General features: G+C 40.0%; 23 protein-coding genes. 20 read left to right on the top strand and 3 right to left on the bottom strand.

Features of this window, described 5'->3' with window-relative positions; translation table 11 throughout:
* The first annotated feature begins 4 nt into the window (after positions 1-4).
* From G596_RS0108225 to G596_RS0108175, 10 genes are all read left to right on the top strand, one after another.
* A complete protein-coding gene (locus G596_RS0108225) occupies positions 5-1162 on the top strand; it encodes a class I SAM-dependent methyltransferase (protein ID WP_022761362.1) in 1158 nt (385 codons plus the stop codon).
* Between the two features lie 47 nt (positions 1163-1209).
* On the top strand, positions 1210-2316 hold the full coding sequence (locus G596_RS23670; protein WP_022761361.1) for a glycosyltransferase family 2 protein: 1107 nt from the start codon (positions 1210-1212) through the stop codon (positions 2314-2316).
* Positions 2273-3262, top strand: a complete 990-nt coding sequence (locus G596_RS0108215; protein ID WP_022761360.1) for a hypothetical protein — start codon at positions 2273-2275, stop codon at positions 3260-3262. The genes G596_RS23670 and G596_RS0108215 overlap by 44 nt, the downstream gene beginning before the upstream one ends.
* Positions 3263-3471: 209 nt before the next feature.
* Positions 3472-5154: a hypothetical protein gene (locus G596_RS0108205; RefSeq protein WP_022761358.1), complete on the top strand. Its 1683-nt coding sequence runs from the start codon at positions 3472-3474 to the stop codon at positions 5152-5154.
* A 46-nt stretch (positions 5155-5200) separates the two neighbouring features.
* Complete coding sequence (locus G596_RS0108200) at positions 5201-6901, top strand: glycosyltransferase family A protein (protein ID WP_022761357.1); 1701 nt, start codon at positions 5201-5203, stop codon at positions 6899-6901.
* Positions 6894-7379, top strand: a complete 486-nt coding sequence (locus G596_RS0108195) for an adenylyl-sulfate kinase (RefSeq protein WP_022761356.1) — start codon at positions 6894-6896, stop codon at positions 7377-7379. The genes G596_RS0108200 and G596_RS0108195 overlap by 8 nt, the downstream gene beginning before the upstream one ends.
* Positions 7380-7509: 130 nt before the next feature.
* Positions 7510-8328 (top strand): glucose-1-phosphate cytidylyltransferase, encoded by an 819-nt coding sequence (gene rfbF, locus G596_RS0108190; RefSeq protein ID WP_022761355.1) that lies wholly within the window; start codon positions 7510-7512, stop codon positions 8326-8328.
* Positions 8321-9661: a lipopolysaccharide biosynthesis protein RfbH gene (rfbH, locus tag G596_RS0108185; protein ID WP_022761354.1), complete on the top strand. Its 1341-nt coding sequence runs from the start codon at positions 8321-8323 to the stop codon at positions 9659-9661. The genes rfbF and rfbH overlap by 8 nt, the downstream gene beginning before the upstream one ends.
* A gap of 18 nt (positions 9662-9679) precedes the next feature.
* Positions 9680-10756, top strand: a complete 1077-nt coding sequence (gene rfbG, locus G596_RS0108180) for a CDP-glucose 4,6-dehydratase (RefSeq protein ID WP_022761353.1) — start codon at positions 9680-9682, stop codon at positions 10754-10756.
* A gap of 161 nt (positions 10757-10917) precedes the next feature.
* Positions 10918-11325 (top strand): hypothetical protein, encoded by a 408-nt coding sequence (locus tag G596_RS0108175; RefSeq protein WP_022761352.1) that lies wholly within the window; start codon positions 10918-10920, stop codon positions 11323-11325.
* A 55-nt stretch (positions 11326-11380) separates the two neighbouring features.
* Here the strand turns inward: G596_RS0108175 and G596_RS25200 are convergent, their stop codons facing one another.
* Together G596_RS25200 and G596_RS0108165 are read right to left on the bottom strand one after the other, a co-directional pair.
* Positions 11381-12178: a hypothetical protein gene (locus G596_RS25200; protein WP_022761351.1), complete on the bottom strand. Its 798-nt coding sequence runs from the start codon at positions 12176-12178 to the stop codon at positions 11381-11383.
* A complete protein-coding gene (locus G596_RS0108165; RefSeq protein WP_022761350.1) occupies positions 12165-12974 on the bottom strand; it encodes a hypothetical protein in 810 nt (269 codons plus the stop codon). The genes G596_RS25200 and G596_RS0108165 overlap by 14 nt, the downstream gene beginning before the upstream one ends.
* A 206-nt stretch (positions 12975-13180) precedes the next feature.
* Here G596_RS0108165 and G596_RS0108160 point away from each other — a divergent pair, with 206 nt between their 5' ends.
* From G596_RS0108160 to G596_RS21445, 8 genes are all read left to right on the top strand, one after another.
* The gene (locus G596_RS0108160; RefSeq protein ID WP_022761349.1) at positions 13181-15028 is read left to right on the top strand and encodes an AAA family ATPase; all 1848 of its coding nucleotides are present in this window, start codon (positions 13181-13183) and stop codon (positions 15026-15028) included.
* A 104-nt stretch (positions 15029-15132) separates the two neighbouring features.
* Positions 15133-15777 (top strand): acetyltransferase, encoded by a 645-nt coding sequence (locus G596_RS0108155; RefSeq protein ID WP_022761348.1) that lies wholly within the window; start codon positions 15133-15135, stop codon positions 15775-15777.
* A gap of 30 nt (positions 15778-15807) precedes the next feature.
* Complete coding sequence (gene neuB, locus G596_RS0108150; RefSeq protein WP_022761347.1) at positions 15808-16806, top strand: N-acetylneuraminate synthase; 999 nt, start codon at positions 15808-15810, stop codon at positions 16804-16806.
* The gene (gene neuC / locus G596_RS0108145; protein WP_022761346.1) at positions 16803-18032 is read left to right on the top strand and encodes a UDP-N-acetylglucosamine 2-epimerase; all 1230 of its coding nucleotides are present in this window, start codon (positions 16803-16805) and stop codon (positions 18030-18032) included. Before neuB ends, neuC begins: the two co-directional genes overlap by 4 nt.
* Positions 18033-18057: 25 nt before the next feature.
* Positions 18058-18744 (top strand): acylneuraminate cytidylyltransferase family protein, encoded by a 687-nt coding sequence (locus G596_RS0108140; protein ID WP_022761345.1) that lies wholly within the window; start codon positions 18058-18060, stop codon positions 18742-18744.
* A 31-nt stretch (positions 18745-18775) separates the two neighbouring features.
* A complete protein-coding gene (locus G596_RS0108135; RefSeq protein WP_022761344.1) occupies positions 18776-19858 on the top strand; it encodes a nucleotidyltransferase family protein in 1083 nt (360 codons plus the stop codon).
* A 108-nt stretch (positions 19859-19966) separates the two neighbouring features.
* Entirely contained in the window at positions 19967-21196 is a 1230-nt protein-coding gene (locus G596_RS0108130; RefSeq protein ID WP_022761343.1) for a bacterial transcriptional activator domain-containing protein, read from the top strand.
* A 146-nt stretch (positions 21197-21342) separates the two neighbouring features.
* Positions 21343-22200: a GTP pyrophosphokinase gene (locus G596_RS21445; RefSeq protein ID WP_022761342.1), complete on the top strand. Its 858-nt coding sequence runs from the start codon at positions 21343-21345 to the stop codon at positions 22198-22200.
* 119 nt (positions 22201-22319) lie between these two features.
* On the opposite strand, the gene G596_RS0108120 is transcribed toward G596_RS21445, so the two are convergent.
* A complete protein-coding gene (locus G596_RS0108120; RefSeq protein WP_022761341.1) occupies positions 22320-23183 on the bottom strand; it encodes a class I SAM-dependent methyltransferase in 864 nt (287 codons plus the stop codon).
* A gap of 481 nt (positions 23184-23664) precedes the next feature.
* On the opposite strand from G596_RS0108120, the gene rpsJ reads away from it, so the two are divergent.
* Positions 23665-23976, top strand: a complete 312-nt coding sequence (rpsJ, locus tag G596_RS0108115; protein WP_022761340.1) for a 30S ribosomal protein S10 — start codon at positions 23665-23667, stop codon at positions 23974-23976.
* A 144-nt stretch (positions 23977-24120) separates the two neighbouring features.
* Positions 24121-24804, top strand: coding sequence for a 50S ribosomal protein L3 (gene rplC / locus G596_RS0108110; RefSeq protein WP_022761339.1), 684 nt, complete (start codon positions 24121-24123; stop codon positions 24802-24804).
* The last annotated feature ends 10 nt before the right edge of the window (positions 24805-24814 follow it).

Below are 24814 nucleotides of genomic sequence, written 5' to 3'. Positions count from 1 at the left end.
ATAAATGAGAGATTGTCCAATATGTAGTCATCAAGAATTCAGTGTTATTTCAGAGATAAAATTAGTGAATTTCGATGCAAATAATCATTTGTTTGATAACCAAGTGATAAAGAGGTGTAAAAAGTGTGGCTTCGTATATCATGATGGTATAGATTTCAGTAAATTAGATGAGCATTACAGTACTTACACATCAAAAGCTGCGGTAAGAATTGCACCTATGACAGACGATGAACTGGTTTTAAATAGCAATATGGTTAAGTTCATAGAACATCATTTGGAAATAGACAAAGAAGCGAAAATTCTTGATGTGGGATGTGGATATGGTTGGGTACTTGGCCTTTTAAAAGATAGAGGATATGTGAATATTCATGGTATAGATACTGATGCTCCTCTGATAGGGGAATTAGGAAAATATTATGACGTAAGAGCCGGTAATTGTGAAACTACAATACCTGAATTCGAAGGTAGTTTCGATGTGATTATTATAAAAATGGTTATGGAACATCTTTTGGACCCAAGAAAAGCAGTAGGTAATATGCGGAAATGGCTTAAGACCGGTGGATATCTTGCGATTGAAGTTCCGGATTGTTCACTTTATGAAGAAACTGCTTTTTTTCCGGGATACTTCCAAAGCGTTAACATGGAGCATATAAATAACTATTCTATTCATTCTTTATGCAATTTAATGAATGAATGGAGATTAGTGGCATCAGAATCTACGGATAGTCAGGGGATTTTTCCGGTGCTAAGAGCTGCGTTTAAAAAAATGAATGACAGTTATTCTGAAGATATCACGTATTGCCCTAATGATGCTGCTCATATATTACAGTCAATGAACTCGTTTAATTTGAAATCAGAAAGACTAAAGGAAATACTTGATGGATTAGCTGAAACACGAGAAAAATGCATTGTGTGGGGGTGTTCAGCATATACAAGGGGATTACTGACATATACAAAGTTAAGAGAATGCAATATTGCTTATTTTGTTGATGGTAATAGCGCTTTACAAGAAAAGAAATTGATAGGGAAAGAGATAAAGAATCCATTAGAGATATGTGATAGCGAATTTACTATTGTAGTTCCAGGAAAAACGTCTAAAAAATCTATTTTAGCATCAATAGAAAAGTTAAATCTAAAAAACAAGATATTGTGTCTTAGCTGATAATGTACGTTTGTCTGTTTAAACAGATTATTAAAGGAAAGTTTTGTATGGAAAAGGCTAAAGAACCATTTGAATACAATCAGCCATTGGTAAGTATCTTAATACCTAATTATAATCATGCACATTATTTGGATGAGTGTATTACCAGTGCTCTAAATCAGACTTATAGAAATCTGGAAATAACCATTTTGGATAATGGATCTACTGATAATTCCATAGAAATAGCATCTAAGTATTTATATGATAGAAGACTTTCAATCTGCAAAAATGGAATCAATATTCTTAACAAAAGCTACAATGTGCTTGCAGATAACTTTGCCAATGGGAAGTATATGATTTTATTATGTGCAGATGATTTTTTGTTCCCTTCCTTTATAGAAGAAGCTGTAGAGATCATGGAGACATATCCTAATGTAGGATATGTGCATGGAGAAAAGGATTTCTATAGGGAGGATGGTTCTGTAGAAAAATATAATTCTTTTTATAAATGTAGTTTTGTTGCACCGGGTCGTAGTGCAATGCCAATATATATGGTTACTACAGTAGCACATCCGTCTCAGGGTGTAATAAGACGAAGCGCATTTATGGATATTCATGGCTATGATAAGGAAATAGATCACATGAATGCAGATAGAACGCTGTGGTTTTATTTATCAGATCAATATGATGCTGCATATATTAAAGAGAAAAGATGTGGAATTAGAATTGGAAATCAGACCGAAACATTTGTGACACAGCGGAATTTTCAACATCCTATTTTATGCCATTTAACGATTAAAGATTTTGTAAAGTATGCTAAAGAAAAGAATATTCCGGATGTCTACGAGAGAGAGGAAGAAGCATTACATAGACTTGCTGATGAGTTTTTGGGGTATGCAGCAGGTATGTTGGCAGCTGATGATTATACAGTTGCAGAACAATATGTTACATATGCGCTGGTAGTTAACAGAAATATCGTTAATGATGAAGCTTATAAAAGATTAACTGAAATGATTGGCAAGCATAAAGTGAATCTGGATATTTTGAAGCAAATAGTTTGGATATCTCCAAATAAAAAGAGAGGGTATGAACCTCCAAAAGGGTATAAAGAATTAGTACTTGGGGTGGACTATGGAAGAAGCAAAAATTCAAATATGTATTCCTACACGAAATAATATTCAAGATATAGATATTACGCTTCAGAGTGTATGGGGACAAGATTATCCACAAGATAATGTCTATATTACAGTGATGGATTTTGGATCCAAAGATGGAACATACGAGAAGTTATTAAGTTATGATCAACCCAGATTTGGTTTATATCGAGGATCCAATACTGCCAATAGAAGACAGATGTTAAACTCTCTTCAAAGCACAATAGAGAGATGTGACTTGTCCGGAGTACATGTGTTCACGGTGGTTTTGTATCCTGGGGATATATTATATCCAAACTATTTGCGAAGATGTGTGACTGCTATGATTAAGAATGCTCAACTGAATCCAATTATGTGTATATGTGAAACTGATATTATTGAATCTGGAACAAAAAGAAAGCAAAAACCTTTATATGATACAGATTGTATAATTGATGGCAATGTTGATGTGTCGGATTATATCAAGAGGGGGTTTAGACATCAGATACAAATTATGGGGAATCCGTTGGGTAAGGATTTGTATAGAAGTAATGGAATGACTAATGAACGAAGATGGTGGAATAAATGCGCTTATACAAATAACGAGAGATATGCTTGTTATATTAGAGAGCCGTTAGCGGGCCTTAAACCTGTAATTTATGAAGATGAATTAGAAGAGATCCTTTTAAGGTGGGAGTCCATAATTATTCAGGTAAGGACATATGAGACACAATATGGAAGAGCTTTTGATAAAGACTTTTCTGAATTGGGTTTTAGGAATCTGGCAGATTATGCAGTGTGGAGAAGTTTCATTTTATTAGATAAAGATAGGAAAGCATCTGAGGATTGTTATTTGGTTGCCAAAGTTATTGCTCCACGCATAACTGATACAGCGTTGTGGGAAAAAATATCATTAGTTCAATACAAAAATGATGTGGAAGCTAAAGAATATTTAACAGATTACTATGACAGAAATGGATGGAATTAGAATCATTAAGGTGGAATAGTTGATATGGAAAATCTGAATGCCAAACTTTTTAATCTTATTAGTCAGTATAGTATATATGATAATGCGCCAGAATTAAAAGATATATATTTTTATGATTGTTATGTTGATGTAGTTAACAAGATTTTTGAAAACATTCCATTAGATAAGGTGATTGCTCTGAGAGGTGGGGGACTCATACGCGAGAACTATTGCGGATTTTAAAACCAGAAAATCGTATAAGGGTAAAATATATTATTGATTTATTGCATAAGTGGAACTTTGAATATGAAGGAAGAGAAATAGCAACAGTTTATCCTGATGAAGAAATGGACTATGGAATAGATGTTATTATAATGTCTACTTTTAGATTCCGCCTTGATTATTGGCTTGATCTTAATGAATGCATTCCTGAAATAGAGGTCATTGATCCATATGATATTCTTGAGGCCAAAGGATTTTATTTTACTCAAGATTTCTTTTTGTATGCCACAACTTTACATAAAAAAATAACATATTGGGACATAATATCATTAAATAAGAGATATTCAGTTAGTAATTGTTATGAGGAAAAGCGAAGACTATTAACTAAATTAGTAGCTTATCTTATAGAGATACGTGATTTTGTTACTGCCAGAAGAAGAATAGAAGAATTAATAAATAATGGCATGGATACAGACTCATTATATGAAGGCTTTTTACGTTCTTTAGACGATTTTTTTGATGAAATAAGTAGACTTCAGATGAATAGGCAATCTGAGAGAATAATGATGCATTGGATAGATTGCGTAGGTGCGGATGAGTTTTCTGAAACAAGTTTTTATAAAGAAAGACTTGATGATTCTCTGGTTTTTAGCAAGGCGTATACACCATGTCCTTGGACCCATATGGTAACTAATTTAATTTTGGGGAATGGGATGCCAATATCAGATAAGGCATATAAGAATAACAAATTTTCATCGAACCATTCAAAGTTATTGCATTTATTGTGTACTAATGGATATAAGTTTACGTATTATGCTAATCCAAATCAATATCAAGATTATTTTGAGGATAAAGCATATGTTCCTGCATTTCCAGAGCATTTAAAACAGATACCATTTGGGAATAAGCATGCAGCAGAGTGTGCAAGCAGGCTATACTGGCTGGCATTATGTGAGAGTATGAGAACTGATAATTCGATATGCCAGTTTGTTCATATAATGACAGAAACACATTTGCCTTATTATACATCGATGTGCAAAACATATAGAAATGATGATCATCTAGATAGAAGGAGCAGCCTAGAATTTATTGGAGAGCAATTATCTTTTTATAAGAAACTATGGCCGCAAAATACGTTGCACTTATACTTTTCTGATCATACAAATGTAGTCGAGAGAATTTATGCCGAGAAAAGGAGTCATGTTGTTCTAATAGCTAACAAAGGTGCTTATTTGAAGGGGATATCAAATAAACTTATAGGACTGGATATTATTCCTGCAATAATAAAACTCAACATAGACAAAACATATGATGGGTTAGATTCTATTTACTCGGATTATATTCGGTATGAAACTGTGGATTATATGAATAAGAATACTATGGTTGATTATTTAATACTTCCACAGATGAAAAAGAAAAAGTTTGAATGGATGTATTGTATACAGTGCCGAGCTGTTCGAACGGAAAAGGACATTTTTGCTTGCTATCCGAATGGTCGCGAAGCATATTATGTTCTTCCTGATGAAGACAATAATCTAATACAAGAATCCAAGTATAAGGAAAGGATAAATGAGTTACGACAACTTTGTGGTAACGAGTTCATAGATATGGATACTGAAAGAGAATTTACAGATAGCCATTATTTGTGGGATTATATATCTCTTTTAGGAGAAGATAACATAAAGTGGTAAGTTCATTTGTATAGCAATCAGGAATGGTGTTTGTGGGGGCAATGATATGGGATTACAGGAAGCAATCAGTTTATTTGAACAAAATAAATATATACAAGCACTTAATGAGTTTATTTCTGTATACAATTGTACTCAATCAGAGGAGATAAAAAACTCTATAGTTACGACTATTAGTGACTGTTTTATTATTCCAAACGATAAAGAATTTAGAGAGGCTTACAAAGAGAATACAAGTTTTTTTAAAGAAAATTGCAATTACATGAATTGCAACATTCCTCAATATGATGATTTAACAATGGATATGATCCCGGCATCAGATAATTGTTTTTTTGTATGGAATAATAATTCAGAAAGTTTCGAAGGAAATATTGAGCTGGAAGAGGATAAATGTCCTGATGATAACTATGGCACATTGCTAATATATGGTGGTGAAATAGAATTATTTGATGAGATAAGAGCCACCAAATATCGCAAAATATATGTGGTTTTGCCAGATGTTGAAAGTAGAAGACGCTTTTTTTCTTATTGTAAAATTCCTGGATTGATGGAAAAGTGCTTGGATAATTGTTATTTTTATGAATCACTACAGCAGTTTGAAAACCATATCGTTGAAAATGGATTATATATTCCAAGAAAAGTTATTGGGATAGAAAAGGAAATTCTTCATGATGTTTTCGAAAGAGTTCATGATATTCGTATTCGTAAAGAAAAAATAACAAAGCCTTTGATTTCAATTTCAATACCATCAAGAAATCGTGGAGAAGCTACTCTGAACAATGTAAATCACCTCAGAAAACTACAATATGATGAAGAAATTGAAATAGTAGTTTCAAATAATGGATCGACAGTTGGACTTGATAAATATGAAGAGATTAGTCGCATTGCTGATGAAGATAGCAGGGTGGTGTATGGGAGCTTTCCTCCGGCAGATTTCTCGGCAAGTATAGAGCAGGTGGTTTCTCTTTCAAATGGTGAATTTGTGGTTCTTTGCGCTGATGAGGATAGATTTTATTTAGAATGTATCGAAGATTGTCTGAATTTTGTTTTTTTCAATAGAGGCAAAGGTGGTATTCTTTTCAGACTACGAAATAATAAAAACATAATTTTGTATGATGATTATGATAATGAAAATGATGTATTTAATAGTGTGTTATCAGCATTTTCAACAAATTATATAACAGGGATCTGCTTTAATAATAATTTACTTAAGGATAATAAAATTGTGGAGAAGCTTTCTGCTATGTATCGGGGAAAGAATTCCTATTATGCTGCGTATCCTCACAATACTATTTTGGCATACCTTGTTCGGGGTTATGGTTTTGTTGGGAAAGCGCCGATAGCTTTTCTGAAATACGATGTGTCTGAGGAGATTGAACGATATAGTTACGAACATGCTAAAGCAGATTATGCTTACATGAAGCTGGACACTAGGCTGGCTCATTTGGATGCATTGATGGATATAGTGCTGGATTTGAGGCTAACGAGTGACATCACAATTGGAATAATTGTGGAATTGCAGGATAGAGTTTACAAATTGATGTATGGAGCATATTACACTCATATGGAAGATATGGTAAAGGAATATACGTGGGATAAATGTTGTGAACGAATTTATCTTCATAATCTCGAAATGTGGAAAGCTTTAAGAAAAAAACGTGTATGTAACGATGAAATGAGTTTGAAAATAGAACTGGTATTAAAAAAATATTACGATATACATTTAAGAGAACACCCGAGTTTTGCGTGATTATCGTGTACAGACTTGGTATACAGAGGAGCATGGTATAGAGGGACGCGTCTTTTGGATAACCGGATTATCTGGAGCAGGAAAAACAACAATTGGAAGCAAACTATATGAGTACTTGGCAGAAAAAAAGACTAATGTTATAAGGCTAGATTTGAATGCTTATGCTGATCAGGAAGTGGAAGAGACCTCCGATCCTATTTTGTTTGATTCTATCTGTGATTTCAGGGATATTTGGCCTGAGATATCCGTCAGGAAATATAGCTATATCTATTTTGTTTTAAATGATCTTGTGGCTGAGAAATATTTTTACAGCTTTATGCTTGTTCCGCATATTTCAGAGAAACTTGGAGATAATTTGAGACTGTTTGATTCACCGGAAGAATTCAAAAACTATTTGAAGCAGACGGGAAATCCGGCTCCTAAAACTATAAAAAGTGAGTCCGGATTCAACTATGATGAATTTTTTAAAGCACTTTAATATTTGCTAGCAGACTTATTTTATTGCAAAAGTGGCAAAAACGGTCCGATAACCATTGCAAAAGTGGCAAAATGTTTTAATTACCTAATTTAGAGCGACTTTAAGTTTTGATTTTTATGAGGGAAAAACAATGAAGGTTGTATTACTTGCCGGCGGAGAAGGAACCAGATTTTCTGAGGAGTCCGGGTATAAACCAAAACCCATGATTGAGGTAGGAGGTATGCCTATTATCTGGCATATCATGAAATACTATTCTCATTTTGGGTATAACGAGTTTGTAATCTGCGCAGGCTACAAGCAGCATATTATCAAGAAATGGTTTGGGGATTATTTCCTTTATACTTCTGATGTCACCTACGATCTGGCTGACACCTATAGTATAGAATTCCACGATATACATAGAGAGCCCTGGAAGGTAACCGTGGTTGATACCGGGCTTAAGACGATGACAGGTGGAAGACTTAAGCGGATCCAGAAGTATATTGGCGATGAACCTTTTATGATGACCTACGGTGACGGCGTATGCGATGTTAATATCGATAAACTTGTGGAATTCCATAAGGGGCATGGCAGGATAGCCACGCTTACATCAGTGATGCTGGATCAGGAAAAGGGGGTACTTGATATTGCTGAGAATAATTCGGTTCGCGCTTTTAGAGAAAAAAGAATTACAGATGCCAGACCGATCAATGCCGGATACATGGTGTTACAGCCTGATGTTTTTAAATATATCGAAGGAGATTCTACTGTTTTTGAAAAGGATGTCCTTGAGAGGCTTGCCGGCTTGGGTGAATTGATGTCATATAACCACAAAGGTTTCTGGCAATGCATGGACACAAAACGGGAGCACGATGTTCTCGAAGGCATGGTTGCAAGAGGTGAAGCGCCCTGGATGAAGTGGGAAGATACTCATGGCGATTTAAGTTCCGGTGGGAGAGATGATGTCTGATCAGGAAATGATGAAAAAGCAGATACTGGATATGGTATCTGAATATGCAAAAAAATATCACACTAAATCCGATGAATTCCATGAGGGAGACAGGATACCTTATGCATCCAGGGTTTATGATGAAAATGAGATGGTTAACCTTGTGGATTCTGCATTGGAATTCTGGCTTACTTCCGGCAGATATACAGACGAGTTTGAGAAGAAGCTTTCTGAGTATCTTGGCGTGAAGTTCTGTTCTCTTGTTAATTCCGGATCTTCCGCGAATCTTGCGGCCTTTATGGCGCTGACGTCTCCGCTTCTTGGAGAACGAAGGGTTCGTAGGGGCGACGAAGTCATAACGGTTGCTGCAGGCTTCCCTACAACTGTAGCGCCTATTATTCAATATGGCGCTGTTCCTGTTTTTGTTGATGTTAAGATTCCTGAATATAATATTGATGTTTCGATGCTTGAGAAAGCTTTGTCTGAAAAAACAAAGGCTGTAATGATTGCGCATACTCTTGGTAATCCATTTGACCTAGCTGAAGTTAAGAGTTTTTGCGATAAAAATAATTTGTGGCTTGCGGAGGATAACTGTGATGCCCTGGGCAGCAGATATTCCATTGAAGGCAGGATGCGTTTTACAGGCACAATCGGAGACCTTGGAACCTCGAGTTTTTATCCGCCTCATCATATGACAATGGGCGAGGGTGGCGCGGTCTATACTGACAATCCGCTCATTCATAAAATTGTGAGATCCATGAGAGATTGGGGCCGCGATTGTGTATGTCCTTCCGGTAAAGATAATATGTGCGGACACAGATTTGATGGACAATATGGGGAGTTACCTAAGGGTTACGATCACAAGTATGTCTATTCGCATTTCGGATATAACTTAAAGGCCACGGATCTTCAGGCGGCCATCGGCTGTGCGCAGCTTGAAAAGTTCCCGGGATTTGTGGAGAAGAGGAAGCATAATTTCGAGTATCTGACTAAGCTTCTTGTCGAGGGCGGAGCTGAGGAAAAGCTGATTCTTCCGATTGCTACAAAGAATTCAGATCCCAGCTGGTTTGGATATCTGATGACTTGTAAGGACGGGGTGGACAGAAATAAGGTTGTGCGATTTGTTGAGGAGCACGGCGTTCAGACGAGAATGCTTTTTGCGGGAAATCTCATTAAACATCCATGCTTTGATGAAATGAGGGTAGCCGGGGATGGCTATAGAGTTGCCGGTTCTCTTACAAATACAGACAGAATTATGCAGGATAGTTTCTGGGTTGGGCTATATCCAGGAATGACGGATGAGAAGCTGACTTATATGGCGAAGGTGATACTTCAGGCTGTTTTTTTGATATGAAGATGTTAGGACGTGCCTATGAATGCTGAAAATCTTAAAGCTATAAAGGAGTTCTATTCCGGGAAACGTGTGCTCGTTACCGGCCATACAGGTTTTAAGGGAAGCTGGATGTGCGCTGTGCTTTGCCAGCTCGGAGCGGATGTGTACGGCTATGCCCTCGAACCTTCTGGTGATCCGAAGCTTTATGATATTCTGGGTACTTATCAGGATGTAAAAAGTGAGATTGGGGACATTCGCAATCTTGATAAGCTGAAGAAATATTATGAGAGCGTTACTCCTGAGGTTGTCATTCATATGGCGGCGCAGCCTATTGTGCGCGAATCCTATAAAGATCCTGTTAATACCTATTCGACCAATGTGATGGGAACGGTGAATATTCTGGAGTGCGTGAGGTTGTTTTCTGAAAAGGTGAGTCTCTTAAATGTCACCACTGACAAGGTATATGAGAATTCGGAACGACCGGATCATGCTTTTTGTGAGGATGAAAAGCTGGACGGCTACGATCCCTATTCGAATTCTAAGAGTTGTTCGGAATTAGTGACACATTCCTACGAGAAATCATTTTTCAAAGATAATAAGAATATACAGATATCTACTGCACGCGCAGGAAATGTCATCGGCGGCGGGGATTTTGCTGCGGATAGGATAATTCCGGATTGTGTGAGAGCGACAATAAAGGGCGAGAGTATCGCTGTAAGGAATCCGGTTTCTGTAAGGCCTTATCAGCATGTGCTTGAGCCGGTTTTTGCATATCTGCTTATAGCTATGAGACAGGCTGAGAATCCGAAGTTCTCAGGTTCATATAATGTTGGGCCTGATCCGGAGTCCTGCGTGACTACGGGTGAACTAGCGGACAGGTTTGTGAATAGTTGGGGAGAAGGTGCCTCCTGGAAGGATTTATCAGAGACGAATGCGCCTCACGAGGCAGGATTTTTGCAGCTTGATTCTTCGAAATTAAAGAGAACGTTTGACTGGGAACCAAAGTGGCATATCTCTGAGGCGATAGACAGGACTGTCAGCTGGTACAAGGCCTGGAATTCGGGCGAGGATATGCGCGAGTTTACGGATGACCAGATCAGGGAATGGATGGGATAGTCCTTACAAAAGTGGAAAACCCCATTTTTTTATCTTTGTTATTTTTGCTAATAGCCTCCCATACAAGCTTGTGATAATATTGTATTCATCGGATGTGATTCTTTTAAATGCTCCGATGATGGTGGGACCTCCAACAATAGTTGTTTTAGGAGGAAAATATAATGTCATTGAATGACAAAGATTTAATAGCAATATCAAAAATTGTTAAGGAAAGTATATCTGGCCTAGAGCAGGATGTATCAGGCCTCAAGCAGGATGTTGCCGGTATAAAGGAACGCTTGGATGAGCATGATAAGCGTTTTGACAGGATTGAGAGTGACCTCACCGGTATTGAGAGTGATCTCGCCGGTATTAAGAGTGACCTCACCTGTATTAAGGTTGATCAGCTCGAGAATAATGTTATTAGAAGGCTGAATACTATTGAGGCGTGCTATCTGGATGCATCTAACAGATATATAAAGAATAGCGACAAATTCGAAAATGCAATAACCGATATTGAAATAATGAAACGTGCTATTCAGAAGAATTCAGCAGATATACTTGAATTAAAGAAATTACAGCAAGCTTGATATGCAGGGGCTGTCGCAATGAGCGGCAGACCCTTTTTAATTGCTTTATCATTTTTTACCACATATTCCTCACGACATCTCCTTTTGAAAAAAGATTCCCCTTCACGTTCTCCTTCACGGGTGTAAGCTGTCCGCGTTTTACCATATAGGACAGATTCTGTCTGGAGCATTCCAATATCTCGCAGCATTCGGTGGTGTCTGCGAGATTATTTTTTGCAAACAGTAAAAAGTCCTGCGGTCTTAGTGGTATAAAAGTGCCTGCTTCATGCAGTTCGTATGCAGGAATGTCTATAGAATCGTTGAACGTAATGAAATATCCGCCTGTGCCGATTTGACAGGAGGAAAAAAGAGTTCTGTTTCTAATAACGGCATCAACATCAGGAAGATAACTGAGGGTTCGCAGATCAATTTTTCTAATGGTATCATCTGCAAAAAAACAAAGCAAAAAGGTACCGTCCAGAATCGTGCAGTTAGTAAGATTCTTTTTCTGCCTTTCTAATACATATTCAGGCAATTTCTCAATCCTTTTTATATACAGACTGTCTTGAGAGCATCGGCCATGAGATAGTTCAAGGAATTTTATTTCATCATATTCCCTGAGGCCGTGCGTGGTTAGGATGTCGCCTATGTTCTGACGACTGTTCGGGATAATGCGCTCTTTGACCCATAATAAGCTTACGTCGCGGGGGATGGTAAATATTCCCCTTTTAACATAGTTTGTCAGCAGGAGCGGGGCACTCCACTCGTCAAGGTATTCTTGTAGTTCTATTATGAAGGATTTTTCTTTTTCATAATATAAAAGAATGCCTATCGATATGTCATTTTCCTTATCAAAAATCTCATAGATTTTCATAAAATAAGTACCTCTCATAGATCATATCCCAGATTTTGTTTATGAAAATAGCGGGTAGTATGTCATCCAATCCATCCAGCAGAAAACACTTATCAGTCTCTTTGAGTTGATTTGGAAAGAGATTCTTCTGCCCTTTTATAATTTCCAGATTCTCCAAACATGAACGTGTGCCGATGTAATTGTTACATGGTTTATCCGCCATAACATCAAAGGCAGAAGCAGTTTCTGGTGTAAGGCATGAGCATAAAAGAGATGATCCGTGATCGAATAAGGGGGCTATTCTCAGCGTGTGCTGTCTCGAGTTTCTCAGAACTTCAATGTTGGCTCCGTGGCGATCCCTATTGAGGATTATATAGTCGAAGGCTATCATTCTGTCTATGTATTCTTTAAAGCCCTGCCTTACGCAAAAATCGTATTTGGATTCTCCGGGATTGGCGCCTGTTCTATAATAATCGTCCAGTGCAATTTTGCTTTCGCCTCGTCTCTTGAAGTCTTCGGAAGCACATAGATAGGTGCTATAAATTCTGCTGTCGATAGCTATGTCCGCGTTTATAAGGGTGTAGCTAAGGTGCTCTATGCCAAGAATTGTCAGTAGTCTGTCAGCGATAATTTCGTTAATGCACTCGTGTCCGATTATGCCTTTCTCCGAATCAAATAGTGAGAGTTTATAATATTCCTTCTTTCTTCCGAGGGTGGAAGAGGATTTTAGAAAAGTGCCTGCAGTACCGCCGGAGTGCCTTATATGAGACCATTTCAGGTAGGCTAGGTCTTGTTTTTCTTTTATTATTGTGGTCATATAGTACCTCTTAAACTATTATATTTGACGCGCGTAAAATAATATGCTGTATTCAGTATTATTATAGTATATTATTTGTCGAGAGTAAAACAAAAAACTCGATGTAATGCGCATGAAATCATGGCGCATTACATTGGCTTTAACCCCAATTAACCCATAGACACTAGGGTTAATTGGGGTTAAAATTATTTTAGAGGTTAATGATTATGAGTAGTTACAATGACAGTTTTGAACTGAATAAGAAGATTAGTGAACTTCCAAGGGGCTATGTTACGCAGAAGAAGATCAACGAAAAAATATATAATTATCATCAATGGAAGGATGATAATGGAAAGATGCATTATGACAGCGTGAGCGAAGAGGACGCTGCAATTCTTCGGAAGCAGGTAGAACTTAGGAAAGAACTTCAAAAGAATCTTAGGAGTCTTGGGAAAACTGAAAAAAGGCATGAGGGACGCTATCTGATGGAAGCTGGTGTGGCCTATGGAAAGCCTGAATTTTCTAATGACTTTGATTTTGAAGTGAATGCCATGTATGGAAGCTCGCTAAGAAATATGGCAGATGCTGCTAAAGGGCTTAAGAAAAGGGACTGCTATGGGATATTGGAAAAGTATATCTATGGAAAGCAGTCTGATAAAGTCTGCCTGATTTATGGCCTTCGTCGTACAGGTAAGACGACTCTTTTAAGGCAGCTCTTTCTAGGCATGAAGGATGCTGATTTCACTAAGTCGTTATATATTAAGGCGACGACAGCAGATACGATGGTTGAAATGAATAAAGCTATGAAGCTGGCAGTAAAGGGCGGATTTAAATATTTGTTTATTGATGAAGTTACTCTGATAAGTGACTTCATTGATTCTGCGTCGCTCTTTTCGGATGTCTATGCTGCGCAGGGACTAAAGATTATATTGTCCGGAACGGATTCTTTGGGATTTTATTTTGCTTCCAATGAAGAGTTATACGATCGTGCTGTTATGGTACACACAACATATATTCCATACAGAGAGCATGCCAGGCTATTAGGGATAACTAGTATAGATGACTATATTCGATATGGCGGAACATTAAAAGCGGGTGAACTTAGGTTTGGAGATGATGAGGATTTTGAGGAGGCATCTTTCAGAGATGATGAGAGCACCAGACGTTATATTGATACGGCGATATGTAAAAATATCCAGCATTCGCTGGCATGTTATGAAGAGGGGACTCATTTCAGGAATCTGAAAAGGTTATATGATGCCCATGAACTCACTAATGTCATCAATCGTATTATTCAGGATATGAATCATGATTTTACCAAGGAAGTCATTCTGAAGGAGTTTGTTTCAAGGGACTTTAGGTCATCTGCACAGATGCTTAGAAGTGCAAGAGAACCTGAGAAAAGAACGGATGCGCTTGATGAGATAGATACATCTGATGTCATAAAGAAGTTGAAAGGGATTCTTGATATAAAGGAAAATGAGGAACTCTCAGAGATCATTTCTGAAGCGGTATTAACTGAGATCAAAGAGTATTTGAAAGCTTTGGATTTAATCGAATATATAAAAATTGAATCCAATGCTGCTGGTACAGGTGACCTTTGGCGTACAATTTTTACTCAGCCTGGAATGAGGTACTGCCAGGCACAGGCTCTTGTGTATTTAATTATGAGAAATGAGGAATTCAAAGCGCTTAGTGAACGCGAAAAACTGCTTATTTCAAGTAAAATCCTTGAAGATGTACGGGGGATAATGCTTGAGGATATTGTCCTCTTAGAGACACAGAAGGCTCTGGGGAAGAATAAGCGGGTTTTTAAGCTCCAATTTGATGTCGGCGAGATTGATATGGTCATTTATGATCAGGAAACCGACAGCTGTGAATTGTATGAAATAAAACATAGCAGTGAACGTGCAGATAATCAGTGGAAGCATCTTATGGATGAGAAGAAACTGGATCACGTTAGGACGATATATGGAATGATTGAAAAGAGATGTGTTCTATATTCCGGAGAGACAGAGGTACTTTCAGATGGCAGAGAATATAGGAATGTTGAGGAATATTTATCTGAAATGTGACGCTGATTAAGAAAGGTCGGATGTTCACGTTATACGAAATATCGAGTATAATATATCTTAGGAATATATTGATTTGTTAGCACCAGTCTCTCGGAGGAATCCACATGGAAAGCATAGTTATGATCGGTGGCGGCGGGCATTGCAAGTCGGTGATTGATGCAGCGCTCAGGTCCAGGAAGTTCGAGAAAATTTACGTAACAGATGTCAATCTAAAGCCCGGGGATACGATTCTTGGCTGTGAGGTTGTGGGCGGAGACGATAAGCTGCCCGAACTTTTGGCTGGAGGCGTTAAGAATGCATTTATAACTGTGGGATTTGTTAAACCGAGCGGCCTTAGAAGTAAATTGTTTTTCATGGCGAAGGATATGGGGTTTTCTTTTCCCAATATAATTGATCCCTCTGCAGTTGTGGCTGCTGATGCCAAGCTTGGAAGTGGGATATTTATTGGGAAAACTGCAGTGATAAACGCAGGAGCCTCCGTTGGAGATAACGCAATAATTAACACGGGGGCTATAGTTGAGCATGATTGCAAAATCGGTGATTTTGCGCATGTGGCGGTTGGAACCAAGGTGTGCGGCGAGAGCAAAGTTGGTGCCAATTCACTGATCGGAGCAGGTGCAACGATTCTCCAATGTGTGGAAGTTGGAAATGATGCGATTATCGGTGCAGGATCGGTGGTTATCAAAAATATCGGAGCATCCTGTACGGCGGTTGGAGCTCCGGCCAGAATACTTAGAAGATGGAACTAGTCTGTAATCATATCTTGTGAGGGATAAGCATTGGCGGATAAAGTATTAATCATTGCTGAGGCGGGTGTAAATCATAACGGTTCTTTGGAACTGGCAAAAAAGCTTGTGGATACCGCTAAGGAATGCGGCGCGGATATAGTTAAATTTCAAACTGCGAAGCTATCAAGTCTGGTGTCCAAAAGTGCGCCTATGGCCGAGTATCAAAAGAATAATATCGGTAAGGAAGAATCTCAGAAGGATATGCTTTCAAAACTCCTTCTTCCTTTCGATGACTTTATTACACTTGCGAACTACTGCAAGGAGGTAGGAATAAAGTTTCTGTCTACGCCATTCGATATAGAGAGTATAAGGTTTCTTGATCCGCTCCTTGATATATGGAAGATTCCATCCGGAGAGATAACCAATTATCCATACCTTGTAGAGATAGCTAAGACTAACAAGGATATGATTCTCTCGACCGGAATGTGCACCATGGATGAGGTTGCGGATGCAGTGAAGGTGCTTGAGGAAAATGGAACAGGGAAACTGACCATACTTCACTGTACAACAAATTACCCAACACCGATGAAGGATGTGAATCTGAAAGCGATGCTTGCGCTAAAGGAGAAGTTTGGATGTGATGTCGGATATTCGGATCATACACAGGGAATAGAGGTTCCGATAGCGGCAGCAGCACTTGGCGCAACGGTTCTGGAGAAGCACTTTACGCTGGATAGGAATATGGAAGGTCCGGATCATAAGGCGTCGCTCGAACCTGATGAACTAAGGCAGATGGTCCTTTCTGTCAGGAATATAGAGATGGCTCTTGGCGATGGAAATAAGCAGCCAACCGAGGCGGAGCTTAAGAATAGATTAGTGGCAAGAAAGAGCATAATTGCCGCAAAAGAAATAAAGGCCGGTGATATTTTTTCAGAAGATAATCTTACCACCAAGAGGCCCGGTAGCGGCATCTCACCCATGAGATGGAATGAAGTCATAGGGCAAAAGGCGAAGCGGGATTTTAAAGAGGATGAGCTAATCGAACTATGAAAACCATAACAATCATTACCTCCACAAGAGCTGAATATGGTCTTCTTCGTCCTTTGATAAAAAGGCTTCTTGATGATGGAAAGGTGTGCCCTAAGGTTGTGGCTACCGGCGCACATCTGCTTAAGGAATTCGGTGAGACAGTCAAGGAAATCGAGAAGGATTCCTCTGAACTTGGTTTTGAGATAGATGAAAAAATTGATATTTTTCAAGGAGTAAAAGGCGACAGCCCTGCAGATATTTCAAGGATAATGGGGCAGACGGTAACGCTCTTTGGAGAGTATTTTGATAGAAAAAGATCTGATGCGATAGTGGTTCTCGGAGACAGATATGAGATGCTGTCTGTTTGCAGTGCTGCTATGAATGCGAGGATTCCGATTATTCATATTCACGGCGGCGAAACCACGCAGGGTGCTGTGGATGAGGCGGTGAGACACAGTATTACGAAGATGAGCCAGCTGCATTTCACATCAACGGAGGAGTACAGAAAAAGAGTTATTCAGCTGGGAGAGAATCCCTCAAGAGTATTCAATGTCGGCGCTCTTGGTGTTGAGAATGCATGCAAAGTGGATATCATGGCGCGAGATGAGCTTGAGAAGAGTATTAATAGTGCCAGATTGAATGTGGCTGAAAGGTCGCAAAAGGGAGCAGTAATACTTGGTGATAGATATGCTGTCGGAACTTTCCATCCGGTGACTCTTGAAGATGATAGTGCGGAGCAGCAGACAAATGAGCTACTGGCAGCTGCCCGGCAGTATTCGGATATCACTTATCTTTTTACAAAAGCGGGAGCAGATGCCGGAGGCAGGAAGGTAAACGAGATCCTTGCGAAATATGCTGCTGAGCATGATAACTTCTATCTTGTAGATTCGCTGGGAATGCGCAGATATTTAAGTGCGGTTAAAGGTGCGCTTTTTGTAATCGGTAATTCATCAAGCGGAATAATTGAAGTTCCGTCTTTCCATGTGCCTACGATAAATATCGGTGACAGGCAGAAGGGAAGAGTGGCGGCAGAGTCGGTTATAAACTGTGGTACGGACCAAAAGAGTATTGTGGCGGCAATCGATAAGGCGTTGGATGCTTCTTTCAGAGAGTCGATAAAATATACCGGTAATCCATACGAAAAAGAAGGTACATCGAAAATGATGGCAGAGATTATCGAGAAGTTTATCTTGGAAGACAGACTGGATTTGAAGAAAAGCTTTTATGATGTTGAGTTTGAAACATGAATATGAAGCGGATGAGGCATACACTATGAAGAATCTCGCTATAATCCCCGCGAGGAGTGGCTCGAAGGGGCTTGTGGATAAGAATATAAAGCCGATGAACGGAAAGCCTCTTATGGGCTATACGATTGATGCTGCTCTGGGTTCGGGAGTATTTGATGCTGTTATGGTATCGACAGATTCCGAGAAGTATGCAGAGATCGCAAGAGGGCTTGGCGCAGAGGTTCCGTTTTTAAGAAGTGAGAGGACAGCGTCGGATTCAGCCAGTTCCTGGGATGCGGCTACAGAAGTGATTGAGAAGTATGCGGAGAGTGGCAAAAACTTCGATACGTTCTGCCTCCTTCAGCCAACTTCTCCGCTTCGGACTTCTGAGGAGATTCGAGGAGCTTACGATCTTTTCACAGAAAAAAAAGCGAAGTTTGTTGTCTCAGTGTGTGAGACGGAGCATCCGATCTCCTGGTGCGGGACGCTGCCTGAGGATTTGAGTATGGATGGCTTTATAGAGAGAAAAGGTGCTAATCAGAGGCAGAAAATGCAGAAGTCATATCGGTTGAATGGTTCGATTTATATTGCGGATATAGTAGCTTTTGCCAAGGACAATTTTTTCTACAGAGACGGAAGCTATGCTTATGTGATGTCTACACGTTCCAGTGTTGATATAGATAATGAAGAAGATTTTTTATATGCGGAATTGCTGATGAATAGAGGTTTATAAACGGACTGACAACAGCCATGAGGGGGTACGTATGTCGGAAGAAAGCAGCATTACTCTTGAAAAGTTCATCTCAACAAAGGATATAACCATACTTCAGGCTATGCAGAAAATTGATGTTAATACCAGAAGTATTCTGTACATAGTGGAAGATGACGGTGTTCTTATAGGAAGTATCTCTGACGGCGATATCAGAAGATGGATACTGAAGTCGGGAAATGTTAATGACAATGTCATGATGGCGGCGTTTAAAACGCCGAGATTTCTGTATGAGAATGAGGCGGACAAGTGCAACTTCCTGATGAACAGCGCACATATTACGTCTATTCCGATCCTTGATAAGGAAAATAAAATTGTTAATATCATTTTCCGCGATAAGAGCAAGGCTGATTATATTGAGGCGGCAGATCTTGCGCTTTCCGACACACCGATAATTATCATGGCGGGTGGTAAAGGCACAAGGCTTTATCCCTACACCAAGATTTTACCCAAGCCGCTGATCCCTGTGGGCGATATTCCTATTCTTGAGAGAATCATGAACAGGTTCCACGAATATGGGGCGAGAAAGTTCTATCTGACTGTGAATTATAAAAAGGAGATGATAAAGTCCTATTTCGCAGAGCAGAAGGTCCCTTATGAGATTGTGTATGTGGAAGAGGATAAGCCTCTTGGCACAGCCGGCAGCATCAGACTTATTCAGGAAAAATTCGAAAGACCTGTGATTGTGACGAACTGCGATATACTTATCGATGCCGATTATGACAGTATAATAAGGCACCACATTGCATCCGAGAATGGAATAACGATTGTCTCTTCACTTAAAAACTTTCCTATTCCATATGGGGTTCTGGATGCTGAGAAGGAAGGTCTCGTGACGGCTATCAGGGAGAAGCCGCATCTTTCCTATTTTGTTAATACGGGTATGTATGTCGTGAATCCTGCATGCTTTAATATGATACCTCCGGATGTTATGTACCACATGACGGATCTGGCCGATGACCTTATGAAAAGCGGCGGCAGAGTGGGCATGTATCCTATAAGCGAGATGTCTTTCCTTGATATGGGAGAATTCCAGGAGATGAAGCGAATGGAAGACAGAATAAGTGAGGTTTTGTGATAACCAATCATATTCTGAGTTTTGTGTGGTAATATTTTCGCAATAATTTGTGATTTTATGATACAATAGAACATATTTTAATGGGTATGGAGAGAAGCGAAAAAAGTTATGAAAAAAACAAAGTTATACATCAAAACATTAGGTGCGTTTGGTATTGAGTGTAATGGTAAGGAGATTACTCTCGGCAGAAACCGCGCATCTAAGTATATTCAGCTTGTGGCAAGAGTTTTTTCTGCCGGAAGCGAAGGGGTTAAGAAGGAAGATCTTCAGGATGATATCTACTCGGAAGATCTTAATGTGAAGAGTAATCTCAACAACAGTATGAACAACCTGATTTATCAGTTCAGGAAGGTTGCTGAGAAGGCCGGAATTCCGGGCGGTAATGTGTTTGTATTCTCAGACGGTCTTTATAAGGCTGATCCAAGCGTTGAGGCTGCAGCTGATAACGTTGAGTTTACAGCTTTTATAAACAATGCCAGAAATTCCGAGAAGGACGAGGATAAGGCGAAGAGCTACCAGAAGGCCTTCGATATTTATAAGGGTAACTTTTTGCCCGAGCTTAACGAGCTTTACTGGATATCCAAAAAGAGTGAGGATTTAAGGACTCTCTATGAGGAGTGCGTAGATTTCCTTGCGGGCTATTACAGAGCTACCGGGAACTACGAAGCTATGGCTAAGATTTTTCATAATGCGTCAGCAATCGATCCCGACTGCGAGTGGCAGGTTGGTGAGATCGATGCCTACAGGCTTATGAAGGATTATAAGAGGGCATATTCTCTCTATGAGGAGATGATCAGATATTATGCTGAGGAGCTTGGAATAGCGCCTACAGATAACATGCAGCGCTGCTATCAGGAGCTTCAGGATGCCGCTTTCTCCGAAGACCATGCAACTAGCCAGGATTCCAGTGAGAACGGGCTTAAGAGCGGTCTTGTGCTTGAGGAAGAGGGCGGTCCTTACGAGTGCCTGTATCCTGAGATGAGAGCTTCTTATCAGATTCTCAGCAGGAATATGGAGAGACACGGTCTTACTGTTTTCCTTCTTCTTCTCACAATCGCCGATTATGAGGGTAAGGAGATCAGACAGGAGGAAAAGGCCGAGAGACGTATGGAGTCCCTCAGAGTGGCTATTAACGAGACTTTGAGACATGGTGATGCTTTCTGCAGATATTCCAGAACGCAGTATCTTGTGCTTCTTACAGGAACCGGCGTTGAGGAGTGCATGCTGGTACACAGACGTCTTCAGGACAGACTTAAGGTTCTGGCAGGGCCCAGAGCCACACTCAACTATCGCATCATTTCTTATGCAGATATGGCTGCAGAGAATGACGAAGAGTAATTTGGAAAGTTTTTTTCAGATTTTTTAGAATTATGTGATGTTTTATCCATAACATTATAAAAGCTTTATATTTAGTTCATAATTAAATAAATGATAGTGATATAATTGTAATGGAGGGGGCATATTAGTTATTTGGAGGAATGCCCATGGCTATTGGAAATCTTGACTTGACTCAGCTCGACAGGACGCTGATGACCAATGAGCAGAAGTCACTGTTAAACGTTAGCAATGTATCACAGAAGGAAATCGAGCAGCTGCTTATCATGAGAGGGCAGGTGCAGGAATTCCAGATGATGATGATGAAGTATGATTGCGCATTATCCGAAGTCAGAACCAAGTTAGAGATACTTAATAAGGAACTATCACTTAAAAATAATCGCAATCCTTTTGAGAATATTAAGAGCAGGATCAAAACTCCCGTTAGCATCTACGAGAAGTTAAATCGCAAGGGAATCCCGTTTTCGATTGAAAATATCGAGAGTAATATTTCGGATATCGCCGGATGCCGCGCTATCTGTTCTTTTGTTGATGATATTTATATGGTCGCTGATTGTCTGAAAAAACAGGACGATGTACATGTCCTTGTAGAGAAGGATTATATCGCGACTCCAAAGGACAGTGGCTACCGCAGTCTTCATCTTATTATAGAGACTCCGATTTTCCTTACTGAAAACAAAGAGTTCATGAAGGTTGAAGTGCAGTTCAGAACCATCGCGATGGATTTCTGGGCGAGTCTTGAACACAAGATGAAGTATAAGAAAGATATCGAGAATGCGGAACTTATCTCTGAGGATCTTAAGTTTAGTGCGGATCTGATCAATCAGCTTGACAGAAGAATGCAGCAGATACGTGAGAGAATTGATGCCGGTGACGGTAAGCCCTATGGTATGACTCCTACCGAAGAGGAGGAGAGAGCCGACTGCGAGACCATGGAGATCATAAGACGTGAGATTCAGGCTGAGCAGAATGCAGCACGTAAACGAGGCAAGAAGAAAGCGGAATGATGCTTTTTATAAAAACGTTCTTTATATATAGAAGAAACAAATATGCCATCCCATGATGAAGGTCAATGGGATGGCATTTTCATTCCAATAATTATTATTCTGAAAAAAGTCTGAGTCTATTATTTGGCTGTCCATCTGCCGCTGGCGCCGCAGGGAAGAACCAGTCCGTTTGAGGAAACAGGAAGTCCGACTTCATCTGCCTCTACGGTTCCTTCGTGGATAGGGTCGATTGCTGTATGTATCATATAGGAAAGAACTGCCGGCTGAAGTCCTGTGGTATATGAATTTATAAGGAAGAAAAGCGGTTTGTCTGAAAGGAGCTGAACGCTTCTAAGTATAAGGTCATATACGCAGTCCTCAATTTTCCATATCTCGCCCTTAGGGCCTCTTCCATAAGAAGGCGGATCCATTATGATTCCGTCATAGTGATTGCCGCGCCTTATCTCTCTGTCAACGAATTTGCCGCAATCATCGACGAGCCATCTGATCGGAGCGTCCGCAAGGCCTGAAGCTGCAGCGTTTTCCTTTGCCCACTGAACCATGCCCTTGGCGGCATCAACGTGGGTTACGGCAGCGCCTGCCTTTGCAGCGGATACAGTAGCACCGCCGGTGTACGCGAAGAGGTTGAGAACCTTAATGTCGCGGTCAGCATTTTTTATAAGGTCTGAAAACCAGTCCCAATTGGCAGCCTGCTCCGGGAAAAGACCTGTGTGCTTAAAGCTGAAGGGCTTTAAATGAAAAGTAAGTTCCTTATAATTAATAGTCCATTCTTCAGGGAGTGAACGGAAATCCCATTCACCGCCGCCCTTATTGCTTCGTTGATAACGGGCATTCCACTTTTTCCAGCCCATGTGCTTTTTCTTGGTGTTCCAGATTACCTGCGGATCCGGACGAACCAGCATATAATCACCCCAGCGCTCAAGCTTCTCGCCGCCGGAGGTATCGATAACTTCGTAATCTTTCCAATTATCTGCAATCCACATAGAAGTACTCCTTGCTATTGTTTATCATTACACTTATATTATAGAAGAAACAAGTAAAGATTTTATCCCAAAATGCATAAAAAACTAGGCTATGCATAAAATAGATTAAAAAACATCAAGTCAAAGTAGCTAAAATTGCCTATTTTTATTAAAAAGTGATTAATTTTGAAAATAACGCTTGCATGAAATGAAAAAATGGGATATAGTTATCCATGCTGTGACATGATAGCTGTGAAGCGTGAGGTTGCTGTCTTATCCAGTGAGACAGGTTTTCCGTGGAGCGAATGTCAAGAGACCGCAAGGTCAGACAATCTGACGACAAGTCACTGTACAAACAATTTGTCTGCGAAGCTATGCTAGCAGAAACGACGTGTGAGAACAGGATGAGAATGGTTTGAGTCCATGACACACACGGGAGAGTGTACAGTCACCGCTTGTCGTACTTATCTAATTAAAGTGCGAAAAGGAGGCGACTTTTTTTATGGCAAATCAGGTAATGAGAATTACACTTAAGGCGTATGATCATCAGCTCGTAGATGCATCTGCAAAGAAGATCATCGAAACAGTAAAGAAGAACGGATCTCAGGTTAGCGGACCTGTACCGCTTCCTACTAAGAAGGAAGTAGTTACAATCCTCCGTGCTGTACATAAGTACAAGGATTCCAGAGAGCAGTTCGAGCAGAGAACACACAAGAGACTGATCGACATCATCACACCTACACCTAAGACAGTTGAGGCTCTTCAGAGATTAGAGATGCCCGCAGGTGTAAACATCAACATCAAGATGAAATAATTCATCGGCAACTAATGTTAAACCTCTACTAGTATGATGCGAGACGCATGATGCCGTAAAACTGGAGAGTTGCCCAAGGGCAATTGAGACGACATTGCGAACGATTTAAGCATCCGCTGTAGATGTAATAAGGAGGTAAATACAATGAAGAAGGCTATCTTAGCTACGAAGATCGGTATGACTCAGATCTTCAACGAAGACGGTTCACTTGTACCTGTAACTGTTTTACAGGCAGGCCCCTGTGTAGTAACACAGATCAAGACCGTTGAGAACGATGGTTACAGTGCAGTTCAGGTCGGCTATGTTGATAAGAAAGAAAAGATCATCAACAGAGACAAGAACGGCAAGAAGACAATCGTACATGCACATGGTGTAAACAAGGCTCAGCAGGGTCACTTCAAGAAGGCTGGCGTATCATGCAAGAGATTCGTTCGCGAGTTCAAGTTTGAGAACGCAGCTGAGTATGAGCTTGGAAGCGAGATCAAGGCAGACATCTTCGCCGCTGGTGATAAGATCGATGCTACAGCAACATCCAAGGGTAAGGGATTCCAGGGCGCCATCAAGAAGAATGGTCAGCACAGAGGACCCATGGCTCATGGTTCTAAGTTCCACCGTCATCAGGGTTCTAACGGATCCAGTTCTGATCCGAGCCGTGTATTCAAAGGAAAAGGAATGCCTGGTCACATGGGAAGCGTAAAGGTAACAGTTCAGAATCTTGAGGTTGTTCGTGTAGATGCAGACAAGAATCTGATCCTTGTAAAGGGCGCAATACCCGGACCTAAGAAGGGACTTGTAACAATCAAGGAAACCACAAAGGTTGAGGCATAATTTCCAGAAT

This window comes from Butyrivibrio sp. AD3002, from assembly GCF_000420905.1.
Classification (GTDB): domain Bacteria; phylum Bacillota; class Clostridia; order Lachnospirales; family Lachnospiraceae; genus Butyrivibrio.
The sequence above is the reverse complement of the archived record's forward strand: the minus strand, read 5'-3'. Positions and strand labels throughout refer to the sequence as shown.